The 13,785-nt window shown below is 69.7% G+C and carries 18 protein-coding genes and 1 pseudogene; 5 read left to right on the top strand and 14 right to left on the bottom strand.

What is annotated here, in order from left to right:
* Window positions 1–545: 545 nt before the first annotated feature.
* A complete protein-coding gene (locus VIB55_RS01670) occupies window positions 546–854 on the bottom strand; it encodes a hypothetical protein (RefSeq protein ID WP_331874924.1) in 309 nt (102 codons plus the stop codon).
* 72 nt (window positions 855–926) lie between these two features.
* The gene (locus VIB55_RS01665; protein ID WP_331874923.1) at window positions 927–1,520 is read right to left on the bottom strand and encodes a L,D-transpeptidase; all 594 of its coding nucleotides are present in this window, start codon (window positions 1,518–1,520) and stop codon (window positions 927–929) included.
* Between the two features lie 203 nt (window positions 1,521–1,723).
* On the opposite strand from VIB55_RS01665, the pseudogene VIB55_RS01660 reads away from it, so the two are divergent.
* A pseudogene (locus VIB55_RS01660) lies at window positions 1,724–1,852 on the top strand (metallophosphoesterase family protein); the annotation flags it as partial.
* Between the two features lie 143 nt (window positions 1,853–1,995).
* A complete protein-coding gene (locus VIB55_RS01655; RefSeq protein WP_331874921.1) occupies window positions 1,996–2,718 on the top strand; it encodes an MIP family channel protein in 723 nt (240 codons plus the stop codon).
* A gap of 86 nt (window positions 2,719–2,804) precedes the next feature.
* Here VIB55_RS01655 and VIB55_RS01650 read toward each other — a convergent pair whose 3' ends face one another.
* Window positions 2,805–3,230 carry a CoA-binding protein gene (locus tag VIB55_RS01650; RefSeq protein ID WP_331874920.1) on the bottom strand — a complete coding sequence of 142 codons (426 nt, stop codon included), beginning with the start codon at window positions 3,228–3,230 and terminating at the stop codon, window positions 2,805–2,807.
* Window positions 3,231–3,739: 509 nt separating this feature from the next.
* On the bottom strand, window positions 3,740–4,255 hold the full coding sequence (locus VIB55_RS01645; RefSeq protein WP_331874919.1) for an adenine phosphoribosyltransferase: 516 nt from the start codon (window positions 4,253–4,255) through the stop codon (window positions 3,740–3,742).
* 65 nt (window positions 4,256–4,320) lie between these two features.
* On the opposite strand from VIB55_RS01645, the gene apaG reads away from it, so the two are divergent.
* Together apaG and VIB55_RS01635 are read left to right on the top strand one after the other, a co-directional pair.
* Window positions 4,321–4,779, top strand: coding sequence for a Co2+/Mg2+ efflux protein ApaG (gene apaG, locus VIB55_RS01640; protein WP_331874918.1), 459 nt, complete (start codon window positions 4,321–4,323; stop codon window positions 4,777–4,779).
* Entirely contained in the window at window positions 4,776–5,255 is a 480-nt protein-coding gene (locus VIB55_RS01635; protein ID WP_331874917.1) for a BsuPI-related putative proteinase inhibitor, read from the top strand. The genes apaG and VIB55_RS01635 overlap by 4 nt, the downstream gene beginning before the upstream one ends.
* Before the next feature lie 85 nt (window positions 5,256–5,340).
* Here the strand turns inward: VIB55_RS01635 and VIB55_RS01630 are convergent, their stop codons facing one another.
* The gene (locus VIB55_RS01630; RefSeq protein ID WP_331874916.1) at window positions 5,341–5,778 is read right to left on the bottom strand and encodes an OsmC family peroxiredoxin; all 438 of its coding nucleotides are present in this window, start codon (window positions 5,776–5,778) and stop codon (window positions 5,341–5,343) included.
* A gap of 188 nt (window positions 5,779–5,966) precedes the next feature.
* Between VIB55_RS01630 and VIB55_RS01625 the strand changes: the two genes are divergently transcribed.
* The gene (locus VIB55_RS01625) at window positions 5,967–6,380 is read left to right on the top strand and encodes a hypothetical protein (protein WP_331874915.1); all 414 of its coding nucleotides are present in this window, start codon (window positions 5,967–5,969) and stop codon (window positions 6,378–6,380) included.
* Between the two features lie 120 nt (window positions 6,381–6,500).
* Here the strand turns inward: VIB55_RS01625 and VIB55_RS01620 are convergent, their stop codons facing one another.
* From VIB55_RS01620 to VIB55_RS01580, 9 genes are all read right to left on the bottom strand, one after another.
* Window positions 6,501–7,634 carry a hypothetical protein gene (locus tag VIB55_RS01620; RefSeq protein WP_331874914.1) on the bottom strand — a complete coding sequence of 378 codons (1,134 nt, stop codon included), beginning with the start codon at window positions 7,632–7,634 and terminating at the stop codon, window positions 6,501–6,503.
* Window positions 7,635–7,735: 101 nt separating this feature from the next.
* Window positions 7,736–8,506 carry an imidazole glycerol phosphate synthase subunit HisF gene (gene hisF / locus VIB55_RS01615; protein ID WP_331874913.1) on the bottom strand — a complete coding sequence of 257 codons (771 nt, stop codon included), beginning with the start codon at window positions 8,504–8,506 and terminating at the stop codon, window positions 7,736–7,738.
* On the bottom strand, window positions 8,503–9,378 hold the full coding sequence (gene dapF / locus VIB55_RS01610; protein WP_331874912.1) for a diaminopimelate epimerase: 876 nt from the start codon (window positions 9,376–9,378) through the stop codon (window positions 8,503–8,505). Before dapF ends, hisF begins: the two co-directional genes overlap by 4 nt.
* A complete protein-coding gene (locus VIB55_RS01605; protein ID WP_331874911.1) occupies window positions 9,371–9,805 on the bottom strand; it encodes a type II toxin-antitoxin system VapC family toxin in 435 nt (144 codons plus the stop codon). Before VIB55_RS01605 ends, dapF begins: the two co-directional genes overlap by 8 nt.
* Before the next feature lie 98 nt (window positions 9,806–9,903).
* On the bottom strand, window positions 9,904–10,344 hold the full coding sequence (locus tag VIB55_RS01600) for a hypothetical protein (RefSeq protein WP_331874910.1): 441 nt from the start codon (window positions 10,342–10,344) through the stop codon (window positions 9,904–9,906).
* Window positions 10,345–10,478: 134 nt separating this feature from the next.
* Window positions 10,479–11,105: an imidazole glycerol phosphate synthase subunit HisH gene (gene hisH / locus VIB55_RS01595; protein WP_331874909.1), complete on the bottom strand. Its 627-nt coding sequence runs from the start codon at window positions 11,103–11,105 to the stop codon at window positions 10,479–10,481.
* Entirely contained in the window at window positions 11,102–11,698 is a 597-nt protein-coding gene (gene hisB / locus VIB55_RS01590; protein ID WP_331874908.1) for an imidazoleglycerol-phosphate dehydratase HisB, read from the bottom strand. Before hisB ends, hisH begins: the two co-directional genes overlap by 4 nt.
* Window positions 11,695–12,813, bottom strand: a complete 1,119-nt coding sequence (gene hisC, locus VIB55_RS01585) for a histidinol-phosphate transaminase (protein ID WP_331874907.1) — start codon at window positions 12,811–12,813, stop codon at window positions 11,695–11,697. Before hisC ends, hisB begins: the two co-directional genes overlap by 4 nt.
* Window positions 12,814–12,907: 94 nt before the next feature.
* Window positions 12,908–13,785: adenylosuccinate synthetase (locus VIB55_RS01580; protein ID WP_331874906.1), on the bottom strand; the 878-nt coding region annotated here is incomplete at its 5' end.

Genomic DNA, 13,785 nt, shown 5'->3' with positions numbered 1-13,785 from the left:
GAGCCGCCCTGTCATCCCGACGGAGCGGCCGCAGCCACCCGGAGCAGCCCTGTCATCCCGACGGAGCGGCCACGGAGAACCAGCGGCCACAACGAGGACGGCAGCGACCGAGGGATCCGCCACACACCTGGCGTGATGCGTCCCAGCGGCCGGAACGCCCAAGCCTGTGTCCCGTGGTCGTCTTCGAGGGAAGGGAGCCGATGCCAGGCTTGGCCACAGGCGGGGGAGCCGCAAAAGCCCGACGTCTGCGCAACGGCCCGGTGCGGTGCGTCAGGGCGAGTGCGTGGCGGATCCCTCGGTCGCTGCAAACTGTGATGCAGCCGCACCTATCACGTGGCCGCTCCGTCGGGATGACAGGTGCGCTTCGGCAGGTTCGGTCACATGGCGGGATGACAGGTGCGCTTCGCCAGGTGCGGGCACATGGCTGGATGACAGGTGCGCTTCGGCAGGTTCGGTCACATGGCGGGAAGACAGGTGCGCTTCGGCAGGTTTGGTCACATGGCGGGAAGACAGGTGCGCTTCGGAGGCTCGTGTGGGCCGATCTCTCAGAGCCGCTCGCAGGGGAGAGCGCGCACCATCATCTCTTCTTGGCGGTACTGCTTCGCCAGCCGCTTTCCGAAGGCGGACCACCAGTCGCGGTCCAGCTCTTCCGCCATCACTTCGACGGTCACCACGTCGTCCCGCGCGAGATCGCCCTCCTCGTCCTTCCACGCGCCGGCCGCGGGTGCACGCAGGTGGGCCGTCACGCCGCCGAACCGCTCCGTCAGTTCCAGACGCAGCGCGTCCAGCCACGCGCGGGGGAAGGGGTTTCCGTCGTTGTCGCGCAGCGGAACCAGGATCTGGACCAGGTGCATGGGCGAAGTCGGGTGAAATGAGAACGGGGCCCGCATCCACTGGGCCCCGTCGACTACGTCAAGATCGCGCGGCTACTCGCGAATCCGCAGCGTGACGGGCGACGAAAGTCCCACCTCGGCGGTGGACCGCACGCGGTTGATTACCTGCTGAAACCAGCTGGGGCTGCGTCGCGCGCCGCCGTTCTCCATCACCATCCGCGCAAGCTCGATCACGTCGGCGTTGCGCATGCGGATGCAGCCGTGGCTTTCGGCCTGGCCCAGCGAGTCTTCCTGGTGCGTGCCGTGGATGTAGTAGTCCGGCGCGCGGAAGAAGATCTTCACCCGGCCCATGGGGTTGCGAGGGTCGCCGGGCGCGCGCGCCCGGCGATTGCGCGCCCACGCGGCATCGGGCGGAACCCACCGCGGATTCCAGATCAACCGGCGGACGTTGAACGCGCCGCGCGGCGTGGGATGCTCCGGCTTTCCGATCGCCACCGGGTACGTCCGCTCCACCTCGTCGCCCCGCATTACGTACAGCTCGCGCTCGGACAGGTCCACGATCAGCGAGAATGGGCCGGAGGGGGTTCTGCGCTCCTCCGTCTCCGCCCGCGCCGACGTGCTGTCCTCCTGCGCCGCGATCGTCGGCGCGGTGATCAGGGTAGCCGCCATCGCCAGCGCCAGCGACATTCCCCGGACTCGTGCTCTCAGCATAGATAGCGCATCTGCAACGGGTTACGAGACACCTCTTGCGCCGCTCCAAGGGAAGGATCGTGCCAAACATCTGAAATTCTTCGCATCGTCCAGCATCGGGCACCTCTTCCCCGGCCCCGCCCCGCCCCGTATCCTTCCGCCCGAATCCACGCGACCCCCCGTTGTGGGTCCGTGTTTCCATGCGCTACGCGCTGATCTCCGACATCCACGCCAACCTCCCGGCGCTGCAGGCCGTGCTGGCGTCCATCGCCGCGCGTGGCGACGTGGATGCGACGTACCACCTGGGCGACCTGGTGGGATACGCGCCGTAGCCGAACGAGACCGTAGATGCCATCCGCGCGGCCGGGCGGGCGACGGGGGGCATCCGCCGCAGTGAGCTGCCCGACGATGTTGCCGAATACCTGCGCCGCGGCCGATCGCCGCGGCTGGACCCTGACACCGGAGACGACACGTGACGGACCTGTACAGACGCGCCGGCGCCGAGGCGCTGGGCACATTCTTTCTCGTCCTGATCGGCCCCGGGGCCGTGATGGTCAATGCGCGGACCGACGCGCTGGGCCACCCCGGCGTGGCGCTCGCCTTCGCCTTCGTGGTGACGGCGATGGTCTACTCGCTGGGGCACCTTTCGGGCGCGCACATCAACCCCGCCGTGACCATCGGGCTGGCGTCGCGCGGGCGGTTCCCCGTGCGCGAGGTGCTGCCCTACGCGGTCGCGCAGTGCCTGGGCGCCACCCTGGCGTCGTTCGCCTCGCGCGCGGCGCTGGGCAGCGTGGGTGACGTGGGCGCCAGCCTTCCCTCGGTGCCGCACGGCGCGGCCTTCGGCGTGGAGTTCCTGCTTTCGTTCGCGCTGATGTTCGTGATCATGGGCGTGGCCACGGACGAGCGCGGCACGGCGGGCGCGGCCGGGCTGGCGATTGGCGTGACGATCGGCTTCTGCGCGATGGTGGGCGGGCCGCTGACGGGCGCGTCGATGAACCCGGCCCGGACGCTGGGTCCGGCGCTGGCGGGAGGTGGATGGGACGGGCACTGGATCTACTGGCTCGCGCCGATCGCCGGGATGCTCGCCGCCGCGTGGGTTTACGATGCGCTACGGCCAGCGGGTCAGGCGGGCGTGGTGCCGCCGGGCGTGCCGCTGGGCACCGAAGGACCGATCGACGACGGACGGCGCCGGTAGTCGCGATCGAGGTACGTTGACGGAAGAGGCGCGGGGGGATGGCTCCCTCCGCGCGTCTTCGTCCTTCCCGAACCGCCACCGCTCGCTCAGATCTCGCCCGCGTCCGAGAGCGCGTGGTGGTCCTTGTACATGCAGCGGTCCTGCACCACGCGGATGCCGGCCTCCTGAAGCCGGGCGGCGGCCTCGTCGTTCCGGATGCCGAGCTGGAGCCAGACGGCCCTGGGCTTGAGCGCCAGGAGCTCGTCCACGTGCTTCGCCACCTGGTCGGAGCCGCGGAACACCTGCACGAGGTCCGGCGCGGCGGTCAGGTCGCCCAGGCTGGCGACCGCGCCGGGGTAGCCGTCCCGGGCCAGCTTGGGATTCACGGGAGTGATCTGGTATCCGTGGGCGGCCAGGTACATCGGCACGCCGTGCGCGGGCGCCATCTCATCGCCGTCGCCCTTCATCCCCAGCACGGCGATGGTCCGGGTGCTCTTGAGGATCTCCACCGCTTCCTGCGGTACCGGTTCCATCCGTATCTCCCGATTGCTGGTCGACCGCTGATTTCTTTAGGGGCACGGCGGGCCAGTTCCGTGCCGCGTGGGGAGAGGCGTTTTCAATGGCAACGGCGCAGGCCTCGGCGCCCCCCATCCCCAACCCTTCCCCCACAAACTGCGTGGGGGAAGGGAGCCAGTGCCGTGCGGTTGCAAAGACTCAGTGGCAGAGCGGGCATCAATGGTGGGCCCTGCGGCAGTTTGAACTACTCCGGCGCATTCCTCGGCTGGCCCCTCCCCCGCCCCTCCCCCGGCAAACTGCGCCGGGAGAGGGGAGAACGTCGAACCGGATGAAGCTGACTGCCGGTGAATGCCTTGGGAGCCCCCTCTCCCCGGCCCTCTCCCCCGCTTCGCAGGGGAAAGGGAGAATTCGATCGCGCTTTAGGCTGGCGTGGTGCACTGGGGCTTGGCGTGCAGTCCGCGAAGGCGGACTTCGGGCCCTTGTTGCCGCGACTTCAGTCGCCCCAGCAGGGCGGCGGCTCGCAACGCTAGTAGGTAATCAGCGAATGGACCGGATCGTCGCCCAGGCGTTCGCGGCCGCGGAGGAAGGCGAGCTCCACTACGAAGGCGAGCTCCACCACGTGCGCCCCGAGCGCGCGGACGAGCCACGCGGCGGCGTTCGCGGTGCCGCCCGTGGCCAGCAGGTCGTCGACCACCACCACCGACTCGCCCGGGAGAAGCGCATCGCGGTGGATCTCCAGCCTGTTGGTGCCGTATTCCAGCGCGTACGATTGGCTGATGCGGTCCGCCGGCAGCTTCCCGGGCTTGCGCACCGGCACGAACCCCACGCCGAGCGCCACCGCCAGCGGCGCACCGAAGAGGAAGCCACGCGACTCGATGCCCACCACCGCGTTTACCTCGCGGCCTCGGTAGCGGGCGGCGAACGCGTCCACCACGTCCGCCAGCCCGCGCGGGTGCCGCAGCAGCGGCGTGACGTCGCGGAACAGGATGCCCGGAAGGGGAAAATCGGGTACGTCGCGGATGAGCGCCTTCAGGTGCTCCATGGCTTGTTCGGGTCGCGGGGGTGGATGCGCGGCGGTGGCCGAAAATGTAGAAGGGCGCGCGGGGGATGGACAGCCTGAGCGTTGACCCGGGCGGGTGCGCGCCCTATCTATCCCGCCAGCGCACCACCGGACACGGGCACGCCATGCTGTTCTACCGCATCACCGAGGGAATTCGCGTCACCGCGACGCCCTACTACCTGGAAGCGCACTCGGACCCGTCCGAGCCGCGCTTCGTGTTCGCGTACGGCATCCGTATCGAGAACGTGGGCGACCAGCCGGCGCGCCTGCGGTGGCGGCACTGGTACATCCACGACCCCGCAGCGGGCGACAGCGAGGTGCAGGGCGAGGGCGTAGTAGGGCAGGAGCCGCTGATCCCGCCGGGCGGCGTGCACGAGTACCAGAGCTTCTGCGTGCTGCGCGGGCCCGAGGGCCACATGGAAGGCTACTACGTGATGGAGCGGCCCGACGGCGCCACCTTCCAGGCCGCCATCCCCCGCTTTCTGCTCAGGAGAAACCAGGCATGACCCGCCGCCTTCCGGCGTTCGCCGCGCTGGCCGTGGCGCTCGCCGCCTGCGAAACCGGCAGCGAAAGGAAGCCGGCCGTCAGCGTGCGCCTGCGCACCACCCCGCCGGACACCATCGCGCCGGGCGATTCGCTGCACATGAGCGCCTGGGTGATCAACCGCGAGCGCGAGCCGCTGACGCTGGAGTTCGAAAGCCAGTGCCAGGTGGAGATGTTCGTGGTGACCGAAGACAAGTCGATCGTCCACCCGCCCGGCGGCGGCAGCACCTGCATCAGCACCCCCACGGCGATGAAGGTGCCGGCGAACGACTCCGTGCGCGTGGACGATGCCTGGCTGGCGGCGGCGCCCCAGCCGGGCGAGTACGCGGCCTACGCGGTGGTCTCCAGCCATCACGTCGTTCGCGGAGAGCGGCGCGACCATAAGCTCAGCCACCGCTCGAACATCGTCACCTTCCACGTCGCCCGGCCGCCGAGCTGACCCGTCTGGCCAAGCGGTGAAGGAACGGCGCGGCGCTCGTGCGCCGGGCCGCTTTCGTTCGCTCACCGGCGGCGGCTGGACGGAATCAAGCGCCGCCCGACTCCAGCGTGGCCTGCAGCTGGATGTCCACGCCGGCGAGCGCCTGCGACACGGGGCACCCCACCTTGGTGGCCTGCGCGATGGACTGGAACGTGGCGTCGTCGATCCCGTCCACCCGCGCCGTCACCCGCAGCTGCATGGTGGTAATCTTGAAACCCTCGCCCGCCTTGTCGATGGTGCAGGCGGCGTCGGTGTGCACGCGCGTGGGCGGCGTTCCGTTCTTCTCCAGCCCAAGGGACAGCGCCATGCTGAAGCACGCCGCCTCGGCCGCGGCCAGCAGCTCCTCGGGGTTGGTCCCCGGCTCGCCCCCGAACCGGGTGCCGACCGAGTAGGCCCCAGCGATGGCGCCGCTCTCACCGCTGAAGCTGCCGCTGCCCTTCTGCAGTCCGCCTTCCCACGTCGCACTCGCCCTGCGTGTCGGCATCTCTATCTCCCGTTCCAAGTTTGTCGCCGGATGGTGAAAGCCGCCGGGTGGAAGCACGAAACGGGCCCTTTGCGACGGCAGCGGATGCAACGACGCAACCTGTTGGCAAAATGAAAGATGCGCCCACACGGGCACACCGTTTGCCACTGCGTGCGGCCCCAACGTCCACGAAACCGGGAGGATGACGAATGAGAAAACCGCTGAACGCGCGGGCGCACGGAATGATCGACTACACCACGGTGGCCACGGTAGCCGCGGCGCCGCGGGCCCTCGGCTTTCCGCGCTCGGCCGAGGGGTTGGCCTATGGGCTGGCCGCCGGGTACCTGGGCCTGTCGCTGATGACCGACTATCCCCTCGCGGCCAAGCGCCTGCTGCCCTTCAAGGGCCACGGCGCCGCCGAGGTGGCCATCGGGGCCGCGCTCCCCTTCCTGCCCTGGCTGCTCGGCTTCGCCGACAACCGGCGGGCCCGCAACTTCTTCCTGGGCCTGACGGCGGTGACGGCCGTGTCGGCGGCGCTCACCGACTGGGACGCGCCCGACGCCGACCACGAGTCGGGCGGGACCATGGAAGTGAACCTGGACCGCGACCTCGTCCGCGGCTGAGGCTTCCAGGGCACGAACGAAGGGCGGGCGCCGCGAGGTGCCCGCCCTTTCTGCCGCCACCAACGAGGAGAGGCGCCGACCCGCGGGGGCCGGCGCCTCTCGTTCGCCGTACTGCGTCCGCTACTGATACTGCACGTAGAGCGGTTCCGGGAACAGCTGGATCAGGTCCTGCGGCGAGGTGAGCGGGTCACCCTTCTTGGTGTCGTTGTGGTAGAAGTTCTTCCACCCCGTGTACTGCGCCGGGTACGCGGCGACATAGTCGCGGTACGAGTCGTACTTCAGCCACGGCGCTCCCCACCCGTCCATGTGCAGAACGAACTGCACCTCCGGACGCAGCCTGACGTTCTGCACATCGGGCACCATGTTGCGGGTGAAGCGGTGGATGATCAGCACCTTGGGCGGCAGGTTGTTCTCCCGCACGATGCGCGTCAGCTCGTCCATCACGTAGTTGATGTCGGCCGCGTACATCGTCCCGATCTTTCGGCCGGGCACCACGCCACCTCGCATGTAGAACTCGGGGTCGACGGCAAAGTGCACGTCCGGCCGCTTCAGGAACTCCTCGAAGCGCGGCATGATGTTGCGGATGTCGTCGTTGCCCACCTGCACGTCGATGAACATGATGCCGTTGATCGACTTGGCCATCTGGTGGATGGAGTCGACCTGCGCGTCGCGAATCTGCGCGCGGTACTTGCCCGACGGCCCGGGATCGCCCTGCGCCACGACGGCGATCAGGTGAAGCCCCGGGATCACGGGCGTGCCGGGATCGGCCTGGCGCCACGCCTGCACCTGGCGGTTCAGCCGGGCGAGCATCTCGTCGCGCGGGTACTCGCCGAGAGCACCCATCTTCTTGGAGTTGGGATTGCCGTAGTACACCACGATGCGGTTGCACGGCAGCAGCGAGCCGTCGGCGAACGCCGGCATCTTGGGATACCAGCCCTTTTCCTTGGCGAACAGCGGATTGCGTCCCGCTCCCGGCCGCTTGGCCGTGGAATCCGCCTGCAGCGCGGCGGCTGCCGAGTCCAGCCGGGCCTGCCGCTGCTGCTGGCACGCCTGGGCCTGCGCCGCGGTGCTGCCCAGCGCGAAGCTGGTCGCGGGGCGCTGCGGCGTGGGCTGTGCCCCCGCGGCGGCCTTACCGGTGTCGCCCGCGGCGGCACTCTTTCCCTTTTCCGTCCCGCCGCCGTTGTCGCCACCGCACGCGGCAAGCGAACCAACCAGCGCGGCCAGGGCCAGGCTACGCAAAATTCCGTGCTTCAACGTTTCTCTCCTCCGTTCGGGGCCGCCGCCGGGCGCCCGTCGCCATTGCAAAACCACCGACCTTGCCCCGCGAACGGCAAGGGCCGCGCCGCGCCGCCGGACTACTGCCGCACGGGGTGCCCGCGCGCGGCCAGGTACCGGCGCGCCTCGGCCAGCGTGTACTCGCCGAAATGGAAGATCGACGCCGCCAGCACGGCGTGCGCGCCCGCCGCCAGGGCGCTGTCCAGATGCTCCAGCGCCCCCGCGCCGCCCGACGCGATGACGGGGATGCGCACCTCGCGGCTGACCGCCTCCAGCAGCGGCAGGTCGTAGCCGTCGCGGGTGCCGTCCCGGTCCATGGAAGTCAGCAGGATCTCTCCCGCGCCCAGCTCCTGCGCGCGCCGCGCCCACGCCACGGCGTCGATGCCCGTGGGCTTGCGGCCGCCATGCGTGTACACCTCCCAGCCGCTCTCCACGTCACCTGTGGCGGTGCGCCGCGCATCGACGGCCACCACCACGCACTGCGAGCCGTAGTGGTCGGCCGCGCGCCGCACCAGGTCCGGGTCGGCCAGCGCGGCGGTGTTGACGGCCACCTTGTCGGCCCCGGCGCCCAGGATGGCGTTGAAGTCGTCGACCGAGCGGATGCCGCCGCCCACCGTGAACGGAATGAAGATGCTGTCCGCCGTGCGCCGAATGACGTCGAGCATCGACGCGCGGCCCTCGTGGCTGGCGGTGATGTCCAGGAAGCAGAGCTCGTCCGCGCGTTGCTCGTCGTAGCGGACGGCCTGCTCCACGGGGTCGCCCGCGTCGCGCAGCCCCACGAACTGGATTCCCTTCACCACCCGCCCGTCCTTGACGTCCAGGCAGGGGATGATGCGCTTCGCCAGGCTCATCCCAAAATCCCCAGCCGGCGCAGCATCCCCTCCGTCAGCGTGCCGCGGTACACGGACTCCACCGGGCCCCGCAGCACGAGCGACCAGTCGTCGCGCACGTGCACGTGCAGGGTGCCCCCGGGCATGCGGACCGCCACCTGCCGCTCCGACACCATGCCGCGCCTCACCGCCGCCGCGGCCACCGCGCAGGCGCTGGAGCCGGAGGCCCGAGTCTCGCCCGCCCCGCGCTCCCACACCCAGGCATCCACGCCGTCCGGCTCCATCGGCACGGCGAACTGCACGTTCACGCCACGCTCGAAGTTGGGATGCGTGCTGATCTGCGGCGCGCGCCGGCGAAGGTCGTCCAGGTCCAGCTCGTCGGCGAACACCACGCAGTGCGGGTTGCCGATGGACACCGTGTTGATGCGCACCACGTCGCCCGATGCCAGCTCCAGCGGCTCGTCCTCCGTCTCGCGGTCCGGCCCGGGAAGGCCCACGTCGGCGCTGCGGAAGGTGGCGGTGCCCATCTCCACCTCCACGGACAGCACGCCGTCGTTCGACACCTGAAGCACCTCCATGCGGACGATGCCGCCGGGCGTATCCACCGTGAAGGGCACGCGCTCCTCCACCTCGCCCTGCTCCAGCAGGTACGCGGCGAAGATGCGCAGCCCGTTGCCGCTTTTCTCGGCCTCGCTGCCGTCGGGGTTGAAGATGCGCAGGCCGAAATCGCCCGCGGACGAGGGGACGCGCGCCAGGATGCCGTCGGAGCCCACCCCGGTGTGCCGGTCGCAGAGCAGGCGCACGGCGGGCGGCGTCAACTCGAAGCCCAGGCCCTCCATCGCCAGGGCGATGTAGTCGTTGCCCAGGCCGTGTCCCTTGAAGAAGTCAGTCACGCGTTTCGCCAGACCACGGGTTGATGAGCGGTGCGCCCCAGCCGGCGCAGTGCCGCTCGTTGCGGGTGACCAGCGTCAGGTTCAGCACGATCGCTGTCGCGACAAGCAGGCCATCGGATTCGGGGAGCCCCCGGCCCGTGCGAACCGCGTCGGCAGAGATTCGTCCCCACTCCAGCGCGATCGCTTTGTCGACGGAGACAGTGCGGTCCTTGTACGCGACCAGACTCTCCTCGTCCAGCCAGCTGCGAAGTTCCTCCTTCCGCGGCCCGGGGCGCAGGAGAATCACGCCCCGTTCGATTTCGCCGAGGGAGATGACGCTGATCGCAAGTTCCGCCGGTTCCTGAGCCGCGATCCACGCCTCCACCCCCAGATCGGATCGCTTGCGTGTAGGCTCGGAGAGCAGGTTGGTGTCGAGGAGGAAGCGCATGCCTCAGCACTCCGGGCGCCGCATGACCTCGTCCCACTCCTCCTCCGTGATCTCCCCCGTGCGAAATGCCTGTGCCAGCGGCGAGTTCTTCGCCCGGTTCAGGATCTCCAGGGGGGGTATTCTCCCGGGGCCAGATCCTTCTCCCAAGGCAGAGCCCAGCGTTGGGCCTCTTCATCCCACTCCCAAACCCATTGCCGATCGCTCCCTGGCTCGCCTGGGGCTGGCCGCTCCGCCGAGCGGACGGGAGCGTCGCGGCGCTCCTCCGAAACATCCGGCTCGCGCCCGGTGACTCGCCTGCCGCCTCGCGCGTTCTTGATTCGCGCGAGGAATGACGGCCGCGTTCTCCGCTCCCCAGCCGCAGCCGGCGCTATCTGCGGCGCCCGTGGGGCCCTGCCGCCCAGCAGGCGGTCGTACTCGCTCGCGGCGATCACGACCACCGCGTCCTTGCCGTTCGACAGGCGCTGCGGCTCCTTCGTCAGCGCCAGGCGGACGAGTTCCCGCAATCGGTGCTGCGCGTTCTTCAGCTTCCAGGTGTGCATCGGCCTCCTCCCGTGGACGTCCCCCGCTCTCCTAAGCGGAAGGGTAAACGGGATTTACGAGCCGCGCAACGAGCCTGAATCCGCCACAAGCGCGCACTCCGTACATGCCTGTGGCGCCATCGGAGCGTCCGGGTTCAGAGCCGCGAGAAGTTCCCCAGGATCCGCAGCCCGTCTTCCTGGCTCTTTTCGGGGTGGAACTGGATTCCCCACACGTTGTTGCGCCCCACGATGCTGGCGAAGGCCGCGTCGTACCGGCAGCGGCCCAAAACGGTCTCGCTGTCGTCGTCCAGAACCGCGAACGAGTGCACGTGGTAGAACCAGCGCGGCTCCGGCCCCGCCACCCCCGCCAGCACGGGATCGGCCTCGGCACCGCGGATGAACTCCACCGAGTTCCACCCCACGTGCGGCAGCGGCAGGTCCGTGGGAATGCGACGCACGGTGCCGGGGAGCATCCCCAGGCCGCTCACGCCCGGCGCCTCGTCGCTGCCCTCGTACAGCAGCTGCATCCCTACGCAGATGCCGATGAACGGGCGCCCGCCGGACACGTGCTCGCGGACGGCATCGCCCAGCCCCGTCTTCTCCAGCCGCGTCATGCACTGCCCGAAGTGCCCCTGGCCGGGGAGCACCAGCCGGTCCGCCGCGCGCGCGACGGCCGGGTCGTCCGTCATCGTTACGTCAGCGCCCTCGTGCTCGAACGCCTTGGCGACGGAGCGCAGGTTTCCCGCGCCGTAGTCCAGCAGAACCACGTGCGGCCGCGTCACAGCGCTCCCTTGGTGGAGGGCACCTCGCCCGCGCGGCGCTCGTCGATCCGCGTGGCGGCGTCCAGCGCGCGCGCCGCGGCCTTGAAGGTGGCTTCGACCACGTGGTGTGCGTTGTCGCCGCGCAGGCCGTCCAGGTGCATGGTCAGGCGCGCCTCCATGGCGAATCCGCGCCAGAACTCGGCGGAGAGCGCCGCGTCGAACTGCCCGATCATCGGCTGGTCCATCGGCAGGGGCACGTAGAAGTGCAGGAATGGGCGGCCGGACACGTCCACTACGGCGCGCACCAGCGCCTCGTCCAGCGGCACCGTCGCATCCGCGTAGCGCACGATGCCGCGCTTGTCGCCCAGCGCGTCCAGGAAGGCGCCGCCCAGCGCGATCCCCACGTCTTCCACCGTGTGGTGCGCGTCGATGTGAAGGTCGCCCGCGCACTCCACCTCCAGGCTGAACATGCCGTGGCGGGCCAGCGCGTCCAGCATATGATCGAAGAACCCGATCCCCGTACGGACGGCGGCTTCGCCCGTTCCATCCAGGTCGATGCGGACGCGGATCTCCGTTTCGCGCGTCTTCCGCTGGCGCTCTCCCGTACGGCTCATCCCTGGTCCTCCGTCATGATCGTGCGCACCGCATCCAGGAACGCGTCGTTCTCCGTCGGCGTCCCGGCGTTCACGCGCAGGCACCTGTCGAGCATGGGATACTTTGACACGTCGCGCACCAGGATTCCGTATTCCGCCAGCAGCCGGTCGAAAAGTTCCGTGTGCGTGACGCTGGGTGATTCCACGCGAAAGACCAGGAAGTTGGCCGCGCTCGGATAGACGTGCAGCCCCGGGATCGCGCGCAGTGCTTCATGGATCCGGTCGCGCTCGCCCGCGATCTCGTGCACCATGGGCGCCAGCTCGCTGCGGCAGCGTAGCACCTCGGCGGCGGCAACTTCGGTGAAGAAGTTGATGTTGTACGGCAGCTTGGCCTTGTGCACCTCCGCGGCGAGAGACGGATGGGCCAGCATGTAGCCGGCGCGCAGCCCCGCCATCGCCATCGCCTTGCTGAACGTGCGCAGCACCACCAGCCGCGGGCGCTCGTCGAGCATGGGAATGGCGTCGAACCCGCCGAACTCCACGTATGCCTGGTCCAGCAGGATCAGCGCATCCGTCTCGTCGTGGATGCGGCGAATCTCCTCTTCGCCGAGCGCCCCACCGGTGGGATTGTTGGGGGTGCAAAGGACGATCACGGCCGCGTCCGTCTCGCGCGCGGCGCCGATGATGGCGTCCACGTCGAACGACAGGTCGTCCTTCAGGGGAACGGACGCGACGGTGCCGCCATTCACCTCCGTCATCAGCCGATAGAGCGTGAAGGTGGGCTCGGGGATGACGACGGACACGCCCGGGCCCACGGTAACGGAGAGCACCGCCTGGATCAGCTCGTTCGAGCCGTTGGCCACCAGGATGCCCGTCGACGGCCACCGCGTGGCCTCGCTGACGGCCTGGATGAAGTTGGAGGCCACGAACGGCGGATAGCGGTTCCAGGGCCGCTCGGCGAGCTGCGCCTGGATGCGGTCCTTGAGCGCCCGCGGCACGTCGTACGGGCTCTCGTTCTGGTTGAGCTTGATGCGCGGCTCGTACGGCTTGAGCGTGTACGCGCCCAGCGACCGGACGGACGGCTTTACGTGCCGCAGCGCCGCGTCGACGTCCCGCGCGTCAGTGGGATCGATCATGTCGTTCATCGCAAACTGCCATCCCTTCCTTGAAACGACGGCGGGCGCATTGAGTGCGCCCGCCGTGCCAAGCCGCCCGGACCCTCCGCGCGGCTCAGGGCCGCACGTGGATGATCTGGTCGCGGCGCGTGCCGACCGACACGTACCAGATGGGCGTCTCCGTAAGCTCCGACAGTCGGCGGAGATACGCCTGCGCCGCCTCGGGCAGGTCTTCCCAGCGGCGCGCGCCGGCCGTGGATGACTGCCATCCCGGGAGCGTCTCGTACACCGGCTCCGCGGCCTCCAGCAGCCCCAGGTCGCCGGGAAAGTCGTCCAGCTCCTGGCCTTCGGCGCGGTACGAGACGGCGATCTTCAGCTCCGGGAGCGTGTCGAGCACGTCCATCTTGGTGACGGCCAGCCCCGTCAGGCCGTTCACGCGAGCGGCGTAGCGCACCACGACGGCGTCAAACCAGCCGCAGCGGCGGGGGCGGCCGGTGGTGGCGCCGTACTCGCCGCCCAGCTCGCGCACCTGCTCCTGCATGGGCGACGGGAACTCGGTGGGCAGGGGGCCTTCGCCCACGCGGGTGGTATACGCCTTCACCACGCCGATCACGTCGTCCACCATCGTCGGGCCGATGCCCACGCCCAGCGCCGCGCCGCCGGCGGTGGTGTTGGACGAGGTGACGTACGGATAGGTGCCGTGGTCCACGTCCAGCAGCGCGCCCTGGGCGCCTTCCAGCAGCACCTTCTGCCCGGCGCGCAGAGCATCGTGGATCACGCGCCCGGTATCGACGGAAATGGCCAGCAGGCGCTCGCGGATGGAGCCCACCTCCTCGATCAGCGCCGCCTCGTCTACCCGCTCGTCGGACTGGAACAGCTGCAGCCGCTCGTTGACGCGGGCCGCGGCGCGGCGCAGCGCCTCCTGGGCGCGCGTCCAGTCGCGCAGGTCGGCCAGGCGAATGCCCTGGCGCGCCACCTTGTCCTCGTACGCCG

Source organism: Longimicrobium sp., assembly GCF_036554565.1.
Taxonomy (GTDB): domain Bacteria; phylum Gemmatimonadota; class Gemmatimonadetes; order Longimicrobiales; family Longimicrobiaceae; genus Longimicrobium.
This window is presented reverse-complemented; position numbering and strand designations above follow the sequence as displayed.